This window comes from Lachnospira sp. CLA-JM-H23 (assembly GCF_040096425.1).
Classification (GTDB): Bacteria; Bacillota; Clostridia; order Lachnospirales; family Lachnospiraceae; genus Lachnospira; species Lachnospira rogosae.
Window position 1 is genome coordinate 86087 of record NZ_JBBMET010000002.1, and the last position, 19608, is coordinate 105694.

The window sequence follows — 19608 nt, forward strand, 5'->3', positions numbered from 1 at the left end:
GTTTGGACTGCGGAAGAACCGCAGTTTGATTTGTACGGCAGATTTTAACAACAGGAGGGAAAAGGAATTGCACAAAATCAAAAACATTTTCCCTATGATTTACGACTTTGAAAATCTTTTCAATGCGTACAAAGCCGGGATAAAGTGCAAGAGGTACAGACCAGATGTGATGGCGTACACGGATAAGCTGGAAGAAAACTTGATTGAATTACAGAATGAATTTATCTGGCAGACCTACACCGTGGGACGCTACAACATATTTTATGTTTATGAGCCGAAAAAGCGCATGATTATGTCACTCACTTTCAAAGACCGGGTGGCGCAGCACGCTATATATAGCCAGCTGAACCCATATTTTGAAAAGCAGTTCATTTCTGACAGCTACGCTTGCAGAGTAGGCAGGGGAACACACAAAGCAGTCAACCGCCTGCATGATTGGTTGAAGCAGACTGACCGGAAGCCGCAGCGTTTCTATTATTTGAAACTGGATATTGCAAAGTATTTTTACCGGATAGACCATGAAGTATTGATGGATATTTTGCGGAAGAAGATTGCTGATGAAGATTTGTTGCACGTCTTGTCAGTAATAATAAACTGCGAAGACACAAACTTTGGTCTGCCGCTGGGTGCCGACATTGGCGACGTGGCGTTTGATGAATTACTGGGAGAAGTTGGGCTGCCTATCGGCAATCTGACTTCACAAATGTTTGCAAATTTGTACTTAAACGAACTTGACCAGTTCTGCAAACACAAACTGCACCTGCATTATTACATACGCTATATGGACGACATTATTATTTTACACCCAGACAAAAAGTATCTGGAAAAGATAAAGAACAAAATTGCGGACTTTCTGGGAAGCAAGCTGCATTTGCAGCTTAACAAGAAAACTTGCATAAGACCAACCAGCATGGGCATTGAGTTTGTAGGCTTCCGCATTTGGTCAACACACATAAAATTGCGTAAGAAGACGGCAAAGAAGCTGAAACGTAGATTGAAATATATGTTTGCAGCATATCACGCAGGAGAGATTGACAAAGATACACTGGATAGGTCCGTTGCTTCATACCGGGGCATATTACAGCATTTCAACAGCTACGGTATGCGCCAGAGCCTAAACGAACTGTACTTGCAGGAAATGGGCAAGCCATATCCAGAACCGGAGAAGAAGCCAGCCAGCAAATGCGGTCTATTCTGCGGATATTACGGCAGCACTGATGATTATATCAAGCAGCCAGAAGAAAAGGAGGTGACGGACAGTGGAAGCAATACAGACGCTTAACCCAGCGGACGTCTGGGAAATGGTACAGAAAGCTATTGTATGGCTTGCGGGAATTGGGATTGTTATTGACATAACGCCGGGAATTAAAGTACAGCCCGTGCGTTGGTTGATTAAACAGCTGGGAAATCTTATGAACCACGACATGAAAGAACAACTGGACCAGCTGCAAAAAGATTTTACAGACCACAAGGTTGACAGCTGGCGTATGGAAATTCTGGAATTTCAGAGCAGTTGCATAAATCACAGACGCCATACAAAAGAAGAGTTCGACCATATCATTGACATACTGGCAAAGTATGACAAGTACATCAAAGACCGCAAGTTGACTAATGGGCAAGTTGATGTTGCGCATGAATACATACTGGAAATATACAAAGAGTGTATGCGCACAAACGATTTTGCTTTGTCAAAGCCGAAAGAACCATAGGAGGTACAAAACAGCAATATGAAAAGTTTAATATTTTTTATCATTGGATTTGCACTGGCATTAGCAGTGCTTTTTTTATGGAATTTACAGTATTTCAGACAGCGCAGGAAGAAGAGAAAAGAAGAGTTGCAGGAACACCCGGAGCGAAAGACCAGCGCAACAAAAATCATTATCTTTTCAATTCTGGCGACTTACTACATAGCATTTGCCGTGGGCGTGTGGGTAGTGGTCACAAAGGATTTTTACCAGTTATCAGTCCTTTTGACGTTCGTTGGCGGGGTAACTGCTGCCGCAGTAGCGTTCTACTGCTGGAAAGCAAAGGCAGAAAACCTGCTGAAAATCAAAGCTGCATACCCGGAGTTGTCCGGCACGCTGTCTGACTTTTCAAGCATGACGCAGTAGCGCCGGGGAGGTATAAGACATGGGACTAATAGGAAAAACAACACCAGAAAAGATTTGGAACTTTTTGAAATCAAAAGGGCTGTCCAGTTGTGGGGCAGCCGGATTGATGGGGAACCTATATGCAGAAAGCGGGCTGAACCCGCAGAACTTGCAGAACAGCTATGAAAAGAAGCTGGGGCACACTGACACAAGCTACACAGCAGCCGTGGACAACGGCTGCTATGGAAACTTTGCAAGGGACGGCGCAGGCTATGGGCTGGCGCAGTGGACATACCACACCAGAAAAGCCGCTTTACTGGAATATGCAAAAGCAGCCGGGAAGTCTATTGGCGACCTTGAAACACAGCTGGGGTTCCTTATGAAAGAATTGACAGAGGGCTACAAAGCCACGCTGTCAGTATTAAAGAGCGCACAGACCGTCATCGCTGCTTCAAATGCAGTGCTGACACAGTTTGAGCGCCCGGCAGACCAGAGCGACACGGTGAAGACAAAGCGTGCAGGATATGGGCAGAAATACTATGACCAGTACGCAGCCGGAGCCGTTAGCAATAAAAAGAATGGAGGTACAAGCAATATGAATGTATCAGAAGTAAGAAAGAAATTTGCAGCAAGGGCGGCAGCGTATGTGGGAGTGAAAGAGGGTACAGCAGCACACCACGCAATCATTGACGCCTACAACAATCACAAGCCGTTAGCGCAGGGGTACAAAGTGACATACCGTGACGCATGGTGTGCAACCTTTGGTTCAAAGATTGCCATTGAAGCAGGCTACACAGATATTATCCCTACGGAGTGCAGCTGTGACCGTCAGATTAAGTTGTGGCAGCAGATGGGGCGCTGGTGCGAGAATGACGCAAAGGTGCCGGAACCGGGCGACTATATCTATTATGACTGGGACGACAACGGCGCTGGTGACTGCACAGGCAGCGCAGACCATGTGGGCGTTGTAGAAAGCTGCAACGGTAACACTATCACAGTTATTGAGGGCAACAAGTCCAATGCCGTTGGAAGAAGAACACTGGAAGTCAACGGGCGTTATATCAGAGGTTATGGCGTGCCGGACTTCTCAAAGAAAGCAACCAGCGAACCTGCAAAGCCTGCGGCACCTGCACAGCCTGCGCAGGGAACAGCCGGGGAACAGGTATACACCGTGCAGAGAGGTGACACACTTTCTGGCATTGCTGCAAAGTATGGCACCACATACCAGAAGTTAGCAAGCTACAACGGAATTGCAAACCCTAACGTCATTAGCGTTGGGCAGAAAATCAAAATTCCGGGAAGCGGCGTGCGTACATACACCGTGAAGAGCGGTGACAGCCTTTGGGCAATCGCAGCAAAGCAGCTGGGCGACGGTTCCAGATACAATGAAATTAAGACCATGAACGGTCTTACAAGCAACACCATTTACGCTGGGCAGACATTGAAGCTGCCTGCATAATCAACAGGAGGAAAAGACAATGGATAATGTAATTTATGCAGCCGTATATTTTGCCGTAACACTGGGGGCGTTCTTGATTGGAAAGTACGTTTGCCCAAACATTCCAAAGACCGTCACAGACAAGCTGGGCGAACTGTCAGAGTGGGCAGCAAAGTTTGTGGAATGGGCAAAAGAGTTCAAAAAGGATAAGACCGGGGAAGAGAAGATGGCAGCAGTTGTGGAGCAGTTGAAGAAGATTGCTGATGAAGCCGGGCTGAATGTCACAGAAGACCAGCTGAAAGCCATTGCACAGACGGCATACAATGCCATGAAAGCCGGAGAGAAAGAAAGCAACACCGCAGAACCGCTGGAAGCACTCACAGCCACACCAGCCGCAACGGTAGTGATTAACACCACGGCACCAGTAACAACAACAGAGAAAGTGGCTATTGCCACAGACAATGTGCCGGAGGGTGCCACGGAAACCAACGCAGACGGCACAGTGAACCTTTACGACGCAGCCGGGAATATTACCGGGAGCGTGACAAAGGAAGAAGCAGAGAAGATGGCGGCAGAAGTCACAAAGATTGTTGATGAAGAGGGAAACACACTGGCAAACCTTAAATAATGCCGCCAGCACTGCGCAGAATAAGCCAGAATAAGAAGAAAAGACCGTAAGTGGATAAATACACCACTTGCGGTCTTTTTACGTTTACGGGGCAAATACGGCGTTATATCGGTTTATATGTGTAATCAATGCCGTTTTCAACAGCTTTGATACTGTCTATCTGGTCTTTATAGCAGCCACGGGCAGCAATCACACGGGCTTTGCTGACAGCTGCATTTTCACTTCCTGCATTAACATTCAGCCAATCAATGCGCACACCGTCATTGTCCACAATGGAGATTTGAAAAGACTTGTGAGGTATGCGCTTCACAGAGCCTTTGCCGTTGCACTGGTAGCAAGGACCAGTCATGCCGGATTTATAAATGAATTTGCCGGAACCATTGCACTTGCTGCAAATAACAATATCTGTTTTCATAGTCATTCACCATTCTTTCTGGGCGGCAGCAATGCCGCCCGGTTGCATTATACTTCTTTTGCTTGCAATTCGTCCCATGTATGCTGGGCAAGTTCTGCCATAGCCTGCGGCGTTTCTTTCACGAACATTGCGAAAAGGAAAGTCAAGAACTGGCTTTTTGTGTCCTGCCATTCTTCCGCTGTCATATCTGGGTTTTCTTCCAGCTTCATTCTCAGAAGCCGTTCTGTTATTTCCTGCCCAAAAGGAGTGTTAAGCACTTTGCGTTCTGCCTGCGTTATCTTTTCCACAAATTCATCAAAGCTTCCAGCTATCATCATTTTTGCTTCCATCATTCATTCCACCTTTCTTTCTGGCTGGCTGCTATGCAATAGCAACCAGTCTTTCTGCACCCATTTTTCTTTCACGGACAACGCCATCTTGATTGCTTTTCAGAAGACAAGTGATTGTCTTTCCGGTCTTGCTTGGGATAAGGTCAACCACGGTGCTTGTATATCCGTAGTTCCACATGATAACGTCCCCGGTCTTTAATTCTTTTACTGCCTTTGCTTCCTGCTTGTTATATATTCCTTGAAGTTTTACTGTCATTGCTTTGCCCTCCGTGTTCTGTATTTCTTTAACTGTCTTTATTATATACTTACGGAAGTATAAAAGCAATAGACACAATGCACAAACTTACGGAAGTATAATTGTATAATATGTATACTTCCGTAAGATAAAAGCATTTTACATTGTACCGATAAAATCAGAACTGGTAAGCGCCCAGAACTGGGCTGCGTGTATAGTTGGAAACTTTGGTATTTCCCATGTGATACTGTCATACACAATCTTGTATATGCCGCCTTTGTTTACTGTCAGATAGTATTTATCAGTATCACTTTTCCGGTCTGCCGGGTGCGTGTCCTGCACCATGAATGAAAGCCCGTTCTTTCTGAAACGTCTATTATAAGATTTTCCCATATATTATCACCATTCTTTCTGGGCGGCAGCAGCGCCGCCCGTGCAGTTATTAGTCAAGGCAACATTCCATTGAAATTGGATATTGCGCTTTTAATTTTTCAAAAGCCGCCTTTGTGACCCGGTAGCTGCGCCAGTTTTCAATTTTCTTCTGGCAACCATCAATCCAGTGGGCTTCAATTTCCGTAATGCCCCTGCCTTTTAATTCAAGCGGGGTATCAACAAAATAATGTTTGCCATAATATGAAAGGCTGGCTTCCATCTTAACTTCTGGCTTACGCTGCCCCATTTCTGGGGTGTAGCAGTGCAGCCCGTTTATTCTATCTTCCATGTAAATGATTTTTCCCATATCGTTTGACCTCCGTGTGTTTGATTTCTTTAACTGTCTTTATTATATACTTACGGAAGTATAAAAGCAATCGGCAAAATATACAAATATACTTCCGTAAGATTGTATAAAATGTATACTTCCGTAAGAAAAGAAAGTGTGATATACTGATTAAAAACCACAGGAGGTGCAAAAAATGCCAGATACAACAGAAAAGAAGACCATACCGAGAGGACCAGCAGCCACGGCAGCAAAGAACAAATACCGTGACCACAATTATGACCGCATGGAACTTGCGGTGCCAAAGGGTATGAAAGCCCGTATAAAAGAGATTGCAAAAGAACAGGGCTATTCATCACAGAACAACTATGTTGTGGAAGCAGTGAAAGAGAAATACCAGCGGGACACCGGGGAGGAATTAACGTGGCAGAAAGAGTAAAAGAACAGGAATTTGAAGAGGGCTTTCTGCATGGCTGGGACGGTTCGGAATGTATATATTATACAGACGAAAAGTGCTTATATTATAATGACGCAGAAGCGCCGTGCCACCATTGCCACCACTACACAAGGAAGACACAGCAGAAAGGGGAGAGAATAGCAGAAAACTATCTGGAAACCAGAAACAAGGTGATTGAAAATTGCTGGCGCATGATAGTTGGGAACGACACGCCAAAGCAGGAAGACGGCTGGCTTGAAGTAATGAACGACAGGCAGACAGAAAATGGGATTGCTAATATATACAACTTTATGTATAAAGGGAAAAGAGCGCTGACGCTGGAAGAAGTACAAGGGTGCGGGGCAAGCAGGTATTTTATCAGCAGCGGGGAATATACACTGGAAGACTACATGAGAGCGGTGCAAAATAATTCTGAAAAACTGTGAAAAAACTATTGACTTTATACTTCCGTAAGTATATAATAAAGATAGTTAAAGAAGCAACAATACTTTGACGAATACGGCAAGGGAAAGGAGAAAACATGGCAGACAATATGACAGATAAACAGTTTGAAAAAATCTTGAAAATGGTTGAAATGATTTTGGACGGCTGCAAAGACCTTGACGAAGCAAAAGCAAAGGTTAAGGAACTTACAGAAGACCAGAAAAAAGAAAAGTCGGCAGAATAGCCGACAGGGTACAAACAGAGGGGCGGCGGGCTTGCCACCAAAGCCCCAAACTGTTTATATAGATATAATATCAAGAAAACGTGGCAAGGTCAATACAATTCAATACGGAGGAAAACGGAATGGAAACTGAAATGGAAAGCAGAATTGCAGACCCGTTCAGCTGGGACGGACACGAAGCAGAAACACTGCTTGTTTGCGAAAGTGGAAGCGGAAGAGCAAAAGAACTGGTGGCAGTTGTGATAGTAAAGACAGAGGGAAGACCAGAAGCATTTTACAGAGTGAGAGAAGCAGGAGAAAAAGACGTTGACTTTGAAAGCTGGCTTGAAGCGGTAGACTATTACAACTGCATTGGAGTAGAGAGCCACCCGGCAACACCGGACACCGGAATTGCAAAAACAGAGTTGCAGGACGAAGACTGGAAAACAGCAATAGCACAGAAAAAACCAACAATCCCGGCAGGCGCAGTGGTAAAGATAACTGGAACACTGCAAAATATGTATGGGGACTTTGTGAAAGTGGAGTACAACGGCGTAAAGTACACGGTTGAGCCACGCAAACTGGATATGCCAAAGACGCTGGAAGAGCAGAAACAGGCAATCAGAAAAGCAGCACTGGCAGCAGGCGCAAAGATAATTGAAAATAATTAAAAAAGAAGAACCCCAGCAGACCGCATATTTGCCGGGGTTCTTTATTTTGTACTAACTTAACACAGCCCACTGGTAATCTGGATAGTGTTACTGCTAGAGAAATAATTAATATATTAAAGACATTAGCTAAAGATAGAGATAAATGTGTAATAGTTGTAACACATAGTAAGGAAGTAGCAGATTCTGCAGATATCATTTTAGAACTAAGTGGTAAAAAGTTGAAAAAAGTAAATAAAATGAATTTGGAGGTTGAATAATGATAAAAAATGCATTTGCTTATGTAACTAGAAAAAGCTTAAAATCAATAATTATTATGTTAGTCATTTTGGCTATGTCAACTTTAAGTCTTATAAGTTTATCTATTAAAGATGCTACGGACAGAGCTTCAAAAGAAACATTTGCTAATATAACAAATAGTTTTTCTATGGAGATAAATAGACAGGTAAATCCAGGAACACCTAGAGGTGGAGGAAATGTAAAGGGTGAAGATATTAAAAAGATATCTCAAACAGATAGTATAGACTCTTATGTAAAAAGAATAAACAGTGTTGCAGATTTAGTTGATTATGATATTATTGAAACTAAAGAGACTCTTGCGAATCAATCGCCTAAAAGAGCGAAGAATTTTAAAAGAACAGTGATGTTAACCGGAGTTAACGACTCATCAAAAGAAACAAAATTTGTATCAGGAGCATATAAATTAGTAGAAGGAAAGCATTTAGAAAATGAAGATAAAAATAAAATCTTAATGCATAAAGATTTGGCTGAAAAAAATAATCTTAAAGTTGGAGATAAGATAAAAATAAAATCTAATTTATTTGATGCTGATAATGAGAAAGGTGCAGACGAAACAGTAGAAGTAGAAATTAAAGGTCTATTCGATGGGCATAATAGCGGTGGAGTAAGTGCGGCACAAGAACTATACGAAAATACATTAATCACTGATGTTCATACAGCTGCTAAAGTTTATGGTAATACAGAAGATACAGCTGTATACCAAGATGCAACATTCTTTGTAAAAGGTGATAAGAATCTTGATAGTGTAATAAAAGATCTTGGGAAATTAGATATAAATTGGAGAGCATATAATTTGATTAAAAGTTCATCAAATTACCCTGCATTACAACAATCTATATCAGGTATCTACTCAATTTCAAATAAATTATTTGTTGGCTCATTAATATTTGCAGGAGTTGTAGTTTCATTATTATTATTCTTATGGCTGAATGCCAGAAAGAAAGAAATAGCAGTATTACTATCATTAGGTATATCAAAATTAGAAATTTTTGGTCAATTCCTAATTGAGATGGTATTTATATCAATCCCCGCATTCGTTGGTTCTTATTTCTTAGCTGGGTATACAGCTGATAAGCTTGGGAATAATATATTGAATAAGGTTACTGGTGATATAGCTAAACAAATAGCTAGACAATCTGCATCTAGCCAATTAGGTGGTGGTGCAGAAGCTGAAGGATTTAACAAGACATTATCAAGTTTAGATATAAATGTATTACCTAAATTCATAATTTATGTAGTTATATTTATGAGTTTAGTACTGCTTGTATCTTTGATTATATCTTCTTTCAATATATTAAGAAAGAATCCAAAAGAATTATTAATTGACAATAAATAAAATTTTTGGTGCTGAAAAGCACCAAAAATTTTTTGCTTTTCAATACCCAATAATATGCTGTACAATATAAGCGAATATGCTTAAGTGGAGGTATACATGAAAATATTAACCGTTGAAGATGATAATATAATAAGAGAGGGGATAAGTGAATATCTTTCAGAATTTGGATATACAGTTATTCAAGCTAAAGATGGAAGAGAAGCATTGTCAAAATTTAATAGCGATATAAATCTGGTTATCTTAGACATTCAGATACCTTTTATTAATGGTTTAGAAGTGTTGAAAGAAATTAGAAAGAAAAGCAATTTGCCAATTCTAATCCTGACTGCATTTAGTGATGAAGAATATAAAATCGATGCATTTACTAATTTGGCAGATGGATATATAGAAAAGCCATTTTCATTGCCGGTCTTAAAGGCCAGAATAGATTCTTTAATTAAGAAGAATTATGGACATTTAGAGAAGTTTGAATATAAGAATCTATCAGTTAATTTTAATAGCTATACAGCTAAAATAAATGGAGAAGAGATAGATGTAAATGCAAAAGAACTAGAAGTATTAAAATGTTTATTGGATAATAATGGACAGGTGTTAACAAGAATGCAAATTATTGATTATGTATGGAAAGATAGCGAAGAAATTCCTTATGATCGGGTAATAGATGTATATATAAAAGAACTTAGAAAAAAATTACAATTAGACTGTATAACTACTATAAGAAATGTAGGATATAAATTGGAGAGAAAATGAAAAAAATAAAGATATTTCCCAAAATGTTCATACAAATATTTTCTGTTCTTGCAATAATAATTATATTAGTTCATTCATTAGTTTATTTTATCTTTCCTAAAACATATTTGGAGACAAGAAAAGAAAAGATCCATAATATTGCAAATGAAATTTCTAGTAATATGAACGGAAAAGAAATAAAATACATAGAACAAACTTTGGAGCTTTATTCGAAGAGTAGTGAAATAAAAGCATTTATAAAAGAAAAAAATAATAAAAATGAAATACAAATCAAAGATGATATAAATGTTAATTTAGAAAGTGATAGTAATTCTTTGATAATTGAAGAAAGAGAAATAACGCTTAATGATGGTGAAAAAATAAATCTACAATTTGTTTCTACAGCTGATATGCAAAAAGATGCGAAAGATTTAAGTATTAAATTTTTACCATATTCTTTATTTATATCAATTTTATTTTCTGCTATTATTTCTTTAATTTATGCAAAAATAATAAAAAATAATATACAGGAAATAAAAATTGTTACTGATAAAATGATGGAACTTGATAAAGAAACGCGGTTAAAAGTTAATTCTAATGATGAAGTTGGAGAATTAAAACAACAAATTAATGATTTGTATTCTACTTTATTAAGAACAATTGATAATTTGGAATTTAAAAATAAAGAAATTTTAAAATTAGAAAAGTTAAAATATGACTTTTTTAAAGGTGCATCCCATGAACTTAAAACTCCTCTTGCTAGTCTTAAAATAATACTGGAAAATATGAAATACAATATTGGAAAATATAAAGAAAGAGATATTTATATTAATGAATGTATTGACATCGTTGATAGTTTAACAAAAAATATTTCTCAAATATTATCAGTTCATTCTATAGAAAATTTGAATAATGATGAAGAATATTTGAAAATAAATGATACACTAGAAGATATATTAAAAAAATACGAAATATTAGCAAATCAAAAGAAAATAACCGTCAATAATTATATATCAGATGAGAATATTTATATAGGAAAAACAGCGTTAAAGATTATTTTATCTAATTTGATTAGTAATGCGATAAAATATACCGATGTAAATGGGGTAATTAATATTGGGATAGTTGATGATTGGTTATATATAGAGAATTCATATGGTAACAATAGAATTTCGAATATGGATGAAATATTTGATGTTAAATTTGATTTAAATAAGGAAAATAGTAATGGATTAGGCTTGTATATTGTAAGTAATATTCTGAATAATTACAATATAGAATATAAAGCATTGCAGGATGAAGAATTTTTTATCTTTAAAATTAAAATATTTTCTTAAACAAGATATAATTTTGCAATAGTTATTGAAAAAATAGAGACTTATTATGTAGCACTTACTGAAAAACAAGCAGATAAAAAAGAGATGGAGGAAACTTTATGGCAAGAAAGAGATAAAACTTATAATATATATAATATATATGCAGAGAAGGTGGTGCTGCTGGACGTAAATGATAGAAAATATGTTGTTAAAGGTTTGGGGCAATCTAATATATGGTACGGAAACGAAGAAGAAGATAGGAAAGTAGAGACGATTATAGAAAACTATGAAAAAGATAAAATTAATAAAGTTACTGAAATAGAAAAATACACAGAGGAATTGGAAGGAAAAGAAAAAGAAGCGGTTGTCAAGGTAAGAATTAATCAGGACAAGTTCAGAGAAAAATTAATAAATAAATATAAAAAATGTTGTCTGTGTAATGTTAATATGAATGAATTGTTGGTAGCAAGTCATATTAAACCGTGGAGTATAAGTGATGCAAATGAAAAACTGGATATACATAATGGTCTGTTAATGTGTCCTAATCACGATAAGTTATTTGACAGAGGTTATATTTCATTTGATGATACTGGCAGAATTTTAATTTCTGAAAAGTTAGATGATAATAACAGAATGTATATGAATATAACACCTACGATGAAAATAGATATTACAGAAGAGAACATAAAGTATATAAAATATCACAGGAAAAATGTATTCATTGAAAAGTAGATATTAGTATTATGTCAGGAAATTATTTCTATTTATAAATTAAGAAAATGTTGTATAAACAACAGAAAATTAATTCTCCATTAAATATAATGTGCGTGTCGGGTGCTAAAGTGCCAGGATAAATAGATTATAATAATGGAGAGTAAATATATGGATAATAAAATGTTTTGTTTTCAGTGTGAGCAGACAGCAGGATGTTCAGGTTGTACAGGTAATGCAGGTGTATGTGGAAAGGATGCATCTACAGCAAAGCTTCAGGACGAGCTTACAGGTGCACTTATAGGTCTTGTTAAGACTTGTGGAAGCAGTACTAAGACAGAGAATACAGACAGAATAATAATCGAAGGTCTGTTTACAACAATAACTAATGTGAATTTTAATAATCAGACATTACAGGATATGATTGATAAGGTTCATAATGAAAAGAATATTATATCACCAGGCTGTAGTGCCTGTGAGGCTAGATGTGGTAATACAGATGATTACGATTTGAATGAGATATGGAATGCGAATGAAGATATACGTTCATTAAAATCACTTATTCTTTTTGGAATAAGAGGAATGGCAGCTTATGCTTATCACGCAATGGTGTTAGGTTATACAGATGATACAGTTAATGAGTTCTTCTATAAGGCTCTTTCATATATAAGCTTTGATTTGGACGAAAGCCAGCTTCTTCCTGTAGTTATGGAAGTTGGTGAAGTTAATTTGAAATGTATGGAACTTTTAGATAAGGCTAATACAACAAGTTATGGAAATCCTTCACCGGTAAAGGTTACTTTGAATGTAGAAAAAGGACCATTTATTGTTGTAACAGGACACGATTTAAAAGATCTGGAACTGCTTCTTGAACAGACTAAGGATAAAGGAATAAATATATATACACACGGCGAAATGCTTCCGGCACACGCATATCCTAAGCTTAATAAATATCCTCATTTAAAGGGTAACTTTGGTACAGCGTGGCAGAACCAGCAGAAGGAGTTCGATGCAATTCCGGGAGCTGTATTATTTACAACTAACTGCCTTATGCCAGTTAAGAAAAGCTATGAAGACAGGGTATTTACAACAGAGGTAGTGTCATATCCACAGATGGTGCATATCGGGGAAGATAAAGATTTTACACCTGTAATCAATAAGGCACTTGAGCTTGGCGGATATAAAGAAGACCAGCATAGAACAGGCATTAATGGCGGAGAGTATGTGATGACAGGTTTCGGACATTCAGCAGTGCTTTCCGTTGCTGATAAGGTAATAGAAGGTGTTAAGAATGGGTCAATCAGCCATTTCTTCTTAGTAGGAGGTTGTGATGGTGCAAGACCGGGACGTAATTATTATACAGAATTTGTTAAAAAGACACCAGCAGAGTCTATAATTCTTACACTTGCCTGTGGTAAGTACAGATTTAATGACCTTGAGCTTGGAGATATTGATGGTCTTCCAAGAATTATGGATATGGGACAGTGTAATGATGCCTATAGTGCGATAAAGGTAGCAATTGCTTTAGCAGAAGCATTTGAATGTGAAGTAAATGAGCTTCCACTCTCAATGGTTTTATCGTGGTATGAGCAGAAAGCTGTATGTATACTTCTTACACTCCTTCATCTTGGAATTAAGAATATACTTTTAGGACCTACACTTCCAGCATTCATCTCACCTAATGTACTGAAGATACTTGTTGAGAATTACGCTATAGCACCTATCAGTACACCAGAGGAAGATTTAAAGAAAATATTAGGCAACTAATTATATGTGATTTTTTTGGTTAGATAATTACTTGCTTTATCTTTAGCTGTAAGCTCTTTTAATTCTCTTATCGTGAAATATCCGCACACAATTGCAGCTGCGGCATCGGCAATCGGGCCGGCATACATAACACCATCAATTCCCATAAATATTGGGAATATTACTATGAGCGGAAGTAAGAATAATATCTGTCGTGTAAGGCTTAATAATACGCCAAGGCTCGATTTGCCGATAGAGTTAAAGAAGTTGGATGTAACCGGCTGTATTCCATTAATTAAAGTAAGGAACATATATATTCTGAAATACCGCTCAGAGAATTGGAAATAAAGTTCACTTCCGTTACCGAATACGCTGATAATCTGTCTTGGAAATACCTGAAAACAGAAAAATGCAATCAGTGATAAGAAAGAAGCTGCTCCAAGTGCTAAAAGGTATGTCTTTTTTACACGTTTGTACTTACGTGCGCCATAGTTAAATCCGATAACAGGCTGTGTGCCTTGTGATATACCAATAACAAAGGACATAAATATCATATTAACCTTTGTTATTATTCCTGCACACGCAAGTGGAATATCACCGCCGTAGATTGACTGTGCACCATAGCGGGACAGTGTATTATTCATAACAATCTGGATAATTGTCATAGCAATCTGGTTAAAGCAGGCACTTGCACCAAGTATTAAAATGTTCTTGCAGTAACACCATTTTATATTAAAGCTGTCCCCGCTAAGTTTAATATTCTTAAAATGGAACATATATCTTAAGCTTATGCAGAAAGATATAATCTGGCCTGTAATAGTTGCTAAAGCTGCACCTGTCATTCCCATATTAAATATAAAGATAAATATAGGATCTAATATTGTATTCACAATAGCACCAACAAGCATAGAAGTCATAGAGTAGCGTGGATTTCCGTCAGCAAGTATCAACTTACTCATACCTGTGTTGGCGATAAGAAATGGAAATCCAAACGCTGTTATTCTTGTATAAGCCTTAGCATATGGCAGAACGTCAGTAGTTGCACCAAAGAATTTAAGCATAGGCGTAAGGAATATTGTTGTAATTAAGAACAATGCAGTTCCGCATACCGCCATAAGAAATATTCCGTTGCCAGCATATTTTTCTGATAAATGCTTCTCGCCAGCCCCAAGATGAAGTGAGAAGTTCGTAGCACTTCCTATTCCTAACAGAAGTGAGATAGCAGTGCATGTAGTTGATAGTGGAAACGCAATATTAGTTGCGGCATTGCCAAGCATACCAATACCCTGTCCGATAAATATCTGGTCTACTATATTATAAAGAGCAGTTACCAGCATTGAGATTATGCAGGGAATTGCAAAATTAATTAAAAGAGTGGACTCTTTTTTATAACCCAGAGGGTTGTCAGTTGTAGATGAATTCATAAAAAGTTCCTTTCATTATATTTAATATTTATATCTTGTTGACTACGCACAGTATAACATATTAAAAATAAAATTGTAATTGACGTAATTGATAAGTATGTCAGTAATTAACACATACAAGAGATAAATTGAAGTTAAATAATTATATTTTATTAAAGTGCTTTTGATAAGTATTGTTGACACACTTGTATTTGGGTGTAGAATATATAAGCTATTAAGTATTCAGATGATTAAATATATTAAACACACAGGAGGTATATATGAGTGTATCTAATAAAAAATCGATAGATATGACAAGTGGAGCTTTATGGAACAAAATACTTCTGTTTGCTCTTCCACTTGCGGCAAGCAGTATATTACAGCAGTTGTTTAACTCTGTTGATACGGCGGTAGTCGGAAGATTTGCAAGCAGTCAGGCACTGGCGGCTGTTGGAAGCAACAGTTCTTTAATATCACTTATGATTAATCTTTTTATAGGAATATCATTAGGTTCAAATGTTGTTATTGCTCGTTATATAGGAGAGAAATCAGAAAAAAACATACACGCCGCAATACATACAGCAATACTTGTTGCCATTATAAGCGGATTTTTTGTTATGATTGCAGGTCAGTTCATAGCAAAACCTGTGCTTCTTCTTATGGGAACACCGGAGGATGTTATTGACCTTGCCGTGTTGTATCTTAGAATTTATCTTCTAGGTATGCCATTTATTATGCTGTATGACTTTGGCTCATCAATTCTTAGAAGTACGGGCGACAGCAGAAGACCTCTTTATTGTCTTATTGTTGCAGGAGTTATTAATACACTTCTTAATCTTGTGCTTGTTATAGTGTTCAGATTAGGTGTGTCAGGAGTTGCGATTGCAACAGTTATTTCTAATATAGTAAGTTCTTCAATGGTTATATATATTCTTACACACGAATCAGAGCCTATAAAGCTGGAATTAAGACAGCTTAAGATATCTGTTAAGGAATTAAAGAAAATATTGGTTATAGGTATTCCGGCAGGACTTCAGGGAATGATGTTCTCAATAGCCAATGTGTGTATACAGAGCACAATTAACAGCTTTGGTTCAAGTGCAGTTGCAGGTTCAGCGGCGGCACTTAATTATGAATTCTTTGCATATTTCCTTGTAAATGCGTTCGCTCAGGCGGCAGTAACATTTACAAGCCAGAATTATGGCGCAGGGGAATATAACAGATGTAAGAAAATATTCCGCATATCTTTAGTGTTTGCGCTTGTATCGTGTGGTATTCTTTCGGGTATATTTGTTATGGGAAGGGAATTCTTTCTTCGTATATATACGACCGATGCAGATGTTCTTGTATTTGCGAGGCAGAGAATTATCATTGCAACAACGCTGGAATTATTAACAGCAGTATATGAGATAAGCGCAGGAGCTATGCGAGGTCTGGGATATTCACTGCTTCCAGCGGTAATTACCTGTGTTGGTTCGTGTGTTATAAGACTTATATGGATATCAACAGTATGTAAGGTTGTACACGTATTCTGGGTGCTTATGATTATATATCCAATATCGTGGGTAATCACAGGAATTGCTATGATGACAGCTTATTATATTGTCAGAAGAAAATGTTTCACATTCACCCATTGACACGGTAGGCGAATGGGTATAATATCATACAAAAAGATGATAATAAGAAAGGAAGCAAGGAAATGATAATATCATCGAAAGGGCGTTATGCCCTAAGAGTAATGGTATATCTTGCAGTTCATCATAGTGATGAGTATATACCATTAAAGGAGATATCAGATAAAGAAGAATTGTCAAAGAAATATCTCGAGACAATTACAAGAATGTTATCAAAAGCAAATCTTATAGAAGCAGCAAGCGGACACGGCGGTGGCTACAGATTAACAAGAAAGCCAGAGGATTACAGCGTTGGTGAGATATTAAAGCTTACCGAAGGAACACTTGCTCCTGTAACCTGTCTTAATGAGGAGACTTTAATGTGTGAACATTCGTCTTCCTGCTATACGCTTCCTATATGGCAGGGACTTGCAGATGTAATTAATAACTATCTTGATAATATGACACTCGCAGATGTTGCGGCAACAGCAATTGATAAGGCGGGTAATAAGACGGCATATAATGCCTGATAATATATGCGGCATTGTGCTGGCACACTTGGCACAAAGCAGTCCTGCGTTTAAATGAGTGTGCAGAAATGAGGAGTATTATGTCAGATAAGAATTTATTAAATGTTAAAGATTTATATGTAGATGTAGAAGATAAGGAAATTCTTCATGGTGTTAATCTTTCAATAGGCAAGGGTGAAACACATGTACTTATGGGACCTAATGGAACAGGTAAGTCAACACTTGGCTATGCTTTAATGGGCAACCCAAGATATACAGTAAAGAGTGGTGAGATATGGTTTGACGGTAAGAATATTACTGATGAACCAGTTAATGAGAGAGCTAAAGCAGGAATGTTCTTATCATTCCAGAACCCACTTGAAGTTCCGGGTGTTACACTCAGTTCATTTATAAGAAATGCCCTTGAATTAAAGACCGGCAAGAGAACAAGATATATGGAATTCAAGAAAGAACTTGAAAAGACTATGGAGCTTTTATCTATGGACAAGTCTTATGCAGAGAGAGATCTTAATGTAGGCTTTTCAGGTGGTGAGAAGAAGAAGGCAGAGATATTACAGCTTCTTATGTTAAAGCCATCATTTGCAATTCTTGATGAAACAGATTCAGGACTTGATGTTGATGCTGTAAAGACTGTATCAGCAGGTATAGAAGAATACCAGAAGACATGCAAGGGAAGCCTTCTTATAATTACACACAGCACAAGAATACTTGAATCTTTATCAGTTGATTATACACACGTTATGATTGAGGGGAAGATTATAAGCACAGGTGATGCTTCACTTGTTGATAAGATTAATGAAAATGGTTTCGCAGAATACGAAGCAGAATAGTCAGCCATAATCATACGTTGATATATGAAAGGAGTTTACATCGAATTATGAAAGAAAAGACATATGTAGATGATATAGATAGAAACATATATGATTTCAAGAATGATGATAAGGACACATATAAGTTAAATGCTGGTCTTACTCCTGAGATAGTTGAGAAGCTCTCAAAGGAGAAGAATGACCCTGCTTGGATGCAGAATTTCAGGCTTGAGTCATTACAGATATATAATAATATGAAAGTACCTGACTGGGGACCATCTATAGAAGGTCTTAATATGGACAATATAGTAACTTATGTAAGACCTAATACTAATATGAAAGCTAAATGGTCAGAAGTACCAGAAGACATTAAGGATACATTTGAAAAGCTTGGTATTCCACAGGCAGAAAGAAAGTCACTTGCTGGTGTTGGAGCACAGTACGATTCAGAGCTTGTGTATCACAATGTAAGACAGGAAGTTGCTGAGATGGGTGTTGTATATACAGATATGGAGAGTGCGTTAAAGGGTGAATATGCAGATATGGTGCGTACACATTTTATGAAGCTTGTTAAGCCTACTGACCATAAGTTTGCGGCACTTCATGGTGCAGTATGGTCTGGTGGTTCTTTCGTATATGTTCCAAAGGGAGTATCAGTTGAGATACCATTACAGTCATATTTCAGGCTTAATGCACCGGGAGCCGGACAGTTCGAGCATACACTTATTATTGTAGATGAGGGAGCTGATTTGCATTTCATAGAGGGGTGTTCAGCACCTAAGTATAATGTAGCCAATCTTCACGCCGGTTGTGTTGAGCTATTTGTAGGAAAGAATGCTAAGCTTAGATATTCAACTATAGAGAACTGGTCTAAGAATATGTATAACCTTAATACTAAGAGAGCTATTGTTGAGGAAGGTGGTACAATTGAGTGGGTATCAGGCTCATTTGGCTCACACGTATCATATCTTTATCCTATGAGTATTCTTAAGGGTGATAATTCTAAAATGGAATTTACAGGAATTACATTTGCAGGAAAAGGACAAAATCTTGATACAGGTGCAAAGGTTGTCCATACAGGAAAGAACACAAGCTCATATATTAATACTAAGTCAATATCAAAGGATGGTGGAATTAGTACATTCAGGTCATCAGTTATAGTTAATTCCAAGGCAGAGAATTCCAAGGCTTCTGTATCGTGTCAGTCACTTATGCTTGACAGCATATCACGTTCAGATACAATCCCGGCAATGGATATTAAGACAAGCAAGGCGGATGTCGGACACGAAGCACAGATTGGAAGCATAAGCGATGAAGCAGTATTCTATCTTATGTCAAGAGGAATGACAGAGGAAGATGCAAGAGCTTGTATCGTAAGTGGATTTGCAGATAACGTATCTAAGGAGCTTCCACTTGAATATGCAATTGAAATGAATAATCTCATAAGACTTGAAATGAAAGGCAGTATAGGTTAATTGTGCTGATAAGATGAGC

At 37.7% G+C, this 19608-nt stretch carries 24 protein-coding genes and 1 pseudogene; 19 read left to right on the plus strand and 6 right to left on the minus strand.

All coding sequences use genetic code 11. The features are described 5' to 3' along the window. Positions 1–67 precede the first annotated feature (67 nt). Genes WMO42_RS02715 through WMO42_RS02735 form a run of 5 tightly spaced genes read left to right on the plus strand, consistent with a single transcriptional unit; the run spans position 68 to position 4156 of the window. Entirely contained in the window at positions 68–1282 is a 1215-nt protein-coding gene (locus tag WMO42_RS02715; protein ID WP_349191499.1) for a reverse transcriptase/maturase family protein, read from the plus strand. Beyond that, positions 1260–1709, plus strand: a complete 450-nt coding sequence (locus WMO42_RS02720; protein WP_306779495.1) for a hypothetical protein — start codon at positions 1260–1262, stop codon at positions 1707–1709. The genes WMO42_RS02715 and WMO42_RS02720 overlap by 23 nt, the downstream gene beginning before the upstream one ends. A gap of 18 nt (positions 1710–1727) precedes the next feature. After that, the gene (locus WMO42_RS02725; RefSeq protein WP_069431176.1) at positions 1728–2111 is read left to right on the plus strand and encodes a hypothetical protein; all 384 of its coding nucleotides are present in this window, start codon (positions 1728–1730) and stop codon (positions 2109–2111) included. A gap of 19 nt (positions 2112–2130) precedes the next feature. Next, positions 2131–3549 carry a phage tail tip lysozyme gene (locus WMO42_RS02730; RefSeq protein ID WP_349191501.1) on the plus strand — a complete coding sequence of 473 codons (1419 nt, stop codon included), beginning with the start codon at positions 2131–2133 and terminating at the stop codon, positions 3547–3549. 19 nt (positions 3550–3568) lie between these two features. Further along, positions 3569–4156, plus strand: coding sequence for a phage holin, LLH family (locus tag WMO42_RS02735; protein WP_308459717.1), 588 nt, complete (start codon positions 3569–3571; stop codon positions 4154–4156). A gap of 103 nt (positions 4157–4259) precedes the next feature. Here WMO42_RS02735 and WMO42_RS02740 read toward each other — a convergent pair whose 3' ends face one another. From WMO42_RS02740 to WMO42_RS02760, 5 genes are all read right to left on the minus strand, one after another. Then, the gene (locus tag WMO42_RS02740; RefSeq protein ID WP_349191503.1) at positions 4260–4571 is read right to left on the minus strand and encodes a hypothetical protein; all 312 of its coding nucleotides are present in this window, start codon (positions 4569–4571) and stop codon (positions 4260–4262) included. Positions 4572–4618: 47 nt separating this feature from the next. Further along, complete coding sequence (locus WMO42_RS02745; RefSeq protein ID WP_349191505.1) at positions 4619–4903, minus strand: hypothetical protein; 285 nt, start codon at positions 4901–4903, stop codon at positions 4619–4621. Positions 4904–4931: 28 nt separating this feature from the next. Further along, positions 4932–5156, minus strand: coding sequence for a hypothetical protein (locus tag WMO42_RS02750; protein ID WP_117471706.1), 225 nt, complete (start codon positions 5154–5156; stop codon positions 4932–4934). A gap of 138 nt (positions 5157–5294) precedes the next feature. Beyond that, a complete protein-coding gene (locus WMO42_RS02755) occupies positions 5295–5528 on the minus strand; it encodes a hypothetical protein (protein WP_154268339.1) in 234 nt (77 codons plus the stop codon). A gap of 49 nt (positions 5529–5577) precedes the next feature. After that, a complete protein-coding gene (locus tag WMO42_RS02760; RefSeq protein ID WP_154268338.1) occupies positions 5578–5874 on the minus strand; it encodes a hypothetical protein in 297 nt (98 codons plus the stop codon). Positions 5875–6049: 175 nt separating this feature from the next. On the opposite strand from WMO42_RS02760, the gene WMO42_RS02765 reads away from it, so the two are divergent. The 10 genes and pseudogenes from WMO42_RS02765 to hcp all read left to right on the plus strand — a co-directional run bounded on the left by WMO42_RS02765 (position 6050) and on the right by hcp (position 13780). After that, positions 6050–6292, plus strand: coding sequence for a hypothetical protein (locus tag WMO42_RS02765; protein WP_306779489.1), 243 nt, complete (start codon positions 6050–6052; stop codon positions 6290–6292). Beyond that, positions 6277–6735: a hypothetical protein gene (locus tag WMO42_RS02770; RefSeq protein WP_349191508.1), complete on the plus strand. Its 459-nt coding sequence runs from the start codon at positions 6277–6279 to the stop codon at positions 6733–6735. The genes WMO42_RS02765 and WMO42_RS02770 overlap by 16 nt, the downstream gene beginning before the upstream one ends. 95 nt (positions 6736–6830) lie before the next feature. After that, the gene (locus WMO42_RS02775; RefSeq protein ID WP_154268336.1) at positions 6831–6977 is read left to right on the plus strand and encodes a hypothetical protein; all 147 of its coding nucleotides are present in this window, start codon (positions 6831–6833) and stop codon (positions 6975–6977) included. A 119-nt stretch (positions 6978–7096) separates the two neighbouring features. Further along, the gene (locus tag WMO42_RS02780; protein WP_349191510.1) at positions 7097–7624 is read left to right on the plus strand and encodes a hypothetical protein; all 528 of its coding nucleotides are present in this window, start codon (positions 7097–7099) and stop codon (positions 7622–7624) included. A gap of 62 nt (positions 7625–7686) precedes the next feature. Further along, positions 7687–7881, plus strand: a pseudogene (locus WMO42_RS02785) (ABC transporter ATP-binding protein); the annotation flags it as partial. After that, positions 7881–9257: an ABC transporter permease gene (locus WMO42_RS02790; protein ID WP_349191512.1), complete on the plus strand. Its 1377-nt coding sequence runs from the start codon at positions 7881–7883 to the stop codon at positions 9255–9257. The pseudogene WMO42_RS02785 and the gene WMO42_RS02790, both read left to right, overlap by 1 nt. Before the next feature lie 96 nt (positions 9258–9353). Next, positions 9354–10007: a response regulator transcription factor gene (locus tag WMO42_RS02795; protein WP_055174961.1), complete on the plus strand. Its 654-nt coding sequence runs from the start codon at positions 9354–9356 to the stop codon at positions 10005–10007. Further along, entirely contained in the window at positions 10004–11323 is a 1320-nt protein-coding gene (locus tag WMO42_RS02800; RefSeq protein ID WP_055174958.1) for a HAMP domain-containing sensor histidine kinase, read from the plus strand. The genes WMO42_RS02795 and WMO42_RS02800 overlap by 4 nt, the downstream gene beginning before the upstream one ends. Positions 11324–11407: 84 nt before the next feature. Then, positions 11408–12034 (plus strand): HNH endonuclease signature motif containing protein, encoded by a 627-nt coding sequence (locus tag WMO42_RS02805; protein WP_055174955.1) that lies wholly within the window; start codon positions 11408–11410, stop codon positions 12032–12034. 150 nt (positions 12035–12184) lie between these two features. Continuing rightward, a complete protein-coding gene (hcp, locus tag WMO42_RS02810; RefSeq protein WP_349191513.1) occupies positions 12185–13780 on the plus strand; it encodes a hydroxylamine reductase in 1596 nt (531 codons plus the stop codon). Here hcp and WMO42_RS02815 read toward each other — a convergent pair. Further along, on the minus strand, positions 13777–15183 hold the full coding sequence (locus WMO42_RS02815; RefSeq protein WP_349191514.1) for an MATE family efflux transporter: 1407 nt from the start codon (positions 15181–15183) through the stop codon (positions 13777–13779). The two genes, hcp and WMO42_RS02815, sit on opposite strands and share 4 nt — an antisense overlap. Positions 15184–15443: 260 nt before the next feature. Here WMO42_RS02815 and WMO42_RS02820 point away from each other — a divergent pair, with 260 nt between their 5' ends. The 4 genes from WMO42_RS02820 to sufB all read left to right on the plus strand — a co-directional run bounded on the left by WMO42_RS02820 (position 15444) and on the right by sufB (position 19589). Next, positions 15444–16799, plus strand: a complete 1356-nt coding sequence (locus WMO42_RS02820; protein ID WP_022503137.1) for an MATE family efflux transporter — start codon at positions 15444–15446, stop codon at positions 16797–16799. Between the two features lie 62 nt (positions 16800–16861). Next, positions 16862–17305 (plus strand): Rrf2 family transcriptional regulator, encoded by a 444-nt coding sequence (locus WMO42_RS02825; protein WP_022503138.1) that lies wholly within the window; start codon positions 16862–16864, stop codon positions 17303–17305. An 80-nt stretch (positions 17306–17385) separates the two neighbouring features. Next, positions 17386–18135, plus strand: coding sequence for a Fe-S cluster assembly ATPase SufC (gene sufC / locus WMO42_RS02830; protein ID WP_055174952.1), 750 nt, complete (start codon positions 17386–17388; stop codon positions 18133–18135). Positions 18136–18182: 47 nt separating this feature from the next. Continuing rightward, positions 18183–19589: a Fe-S cluster assembly protein SufB gene (gene sufB / locus WMO42_RS02835; RefSeq protein WP_022503140.1), complete on the plus strand. Its 1407-nt coding sequence runs from the start codon at positions 18183–18185 to the stop codon at positions 19587–19589. The last annotated feature ends 19 nt before the right edge of the window (positions 19590–19608 follow it).

Bases quoted from the DNA above. Each gene is read 5' to 3' on its own strand.
- WMO42_RS02725 (WP_069431176.1), top strand. From the start codon at position 1,728: ATGAAAAGTTTAATATTTTTTATCATTGGATTTGCACTGGCATTAGCA.
- WMO42_RS02730 (WP_349191501.1), top strand. From the start codon at position 2,131: ATGGGACTAATAGGAAAAACAACACCAGAAAAGATTTGGAACTTTTTG.
- WMO42_RS02735 (WP_308459717.1), top strand. From the start codon at position 3,569: ATGGATAATGTAATTTATGCAGCCGTATATTTTGCCGTAACACTGGGG.
- WMO42_RS02740 (WP_349191503.1), bottom strand. From the start codon at position 4,571: ATGAAAACAGATATTGTTATTTGCAGCAAGTGCAATGGTTCCGGCAAA.
- WMO42_RS02745 (WP_349191505.1), bottom strand. From the start codon at position 4,903: ATGATGGAAGCAAAAATGATGATAGCTGGAAGCTTTGATGAATTTGTG.
- WMO42_RS02750 (WP_117471706.1), bottom strand. From the start codon at position 5,156: ATGACAGTAAAACTTCAAGGAATATATAACAAGCAGGAAGCAAAGGCA.
- WMO42_RS02755 (WP_154268339.1), bottom strand. From the start codon at position 5,528: ATGGGAAAATCTTATAATAGACGTTTCAGAAAGAACGGGCTTTCATTC.
- WMO42_RS02760 (WP_154268338.1), bottom strand. From the start codon at position 5,874: ATGGGAAAAATCATTTACATGGAAGATAGAATAAACGGGCTGCACTGC.
- WMO42_RS02765 (WP_306779489.1), top strand. From the start codon at position 6,050: ATGCCAGATACAACAGAAAAGAAGACCATACCGAGAGGACCAGCAGCC.
- WMO42_RS02775 (WP_154268336.1), top strand. From the start codon at position 6,831: ATGGCAGACAATATGACAGATAAACAGTTTGAAAAAATCTTGAAAATG.
- WMO42_RS02780 (WP_349191510.1), top strand. From the start codon at position 7,097: ATGGAAACTGAAATGGAAAGCAGAATTGCAGACCCGTTCAGCTGGGAC.
- WMO42_RS02790 (WP_349191512.1), top strand. From the start codon at position 7,881: ATGATAAAAAATGCATTTGCTTATGTAACTAGAAAAAGCTTAAAATCA.
- WMO42_RS02795 (WP_055174961.1), top strand. From the start codon at position 9,354: ATGAAAATATTAACCGTTGAAGATGATAATATAATAAGAGAGGGGATA.
- WMO42_RS02800 (WP_055174958.1), top strand. From the start codon at position 10,004: ATGAAAAAAATAAAGATATTTCCCAAAATGTTCATACAAATATTTTCT.
- WMO42_RS02805 (WP_055174955.1), top strand. From the start codon at position 11,408: ATGGAGGAAACTTTATGGCAAGAAAGAGATAAAACTTATAATATATAT.
- hcp (WP_349191513.1), top strand. From the start codon at position 12,185: ATGGATAATAAAATGTTTTGTTTTCAGTGTGAGCAGACAGCAGGATGT.
- WMO42_RS02815 (WP_349191514.1), bottom strand. From the start codon at position 15,183: ATGAATTCATCTACAACTGACAACCCTCTGGGTTATAAAAAAGAGTCC.
- WMO42_RS02820 (WP_022503137.1), top strand. From the start codon at position 15,444: ATGAGTGTATCTAATAAAAAATCGATAGATATGACAAGTGGAGCTTTA.
- WMO42_RS02825 (WP_022503138.1), top strand. From the start codon at position 16,862: ATGATAATATCATCGAAAGGGCGTTATGCCCTAAGAGTAATGGTATAT.
- sufC (WP_055174952.1), top strand. From the start codon at position 17,386: ATGTCAGATAAGAATTTATTAAATGTTAAAGATTTATATGTAGATGTA.
- sufB (WP_022503140.1), top strand. From the start codon at position 18,183: ATGAAAGAAAAGACATATGTAGATGATATAGATAGAAACATATATGAT.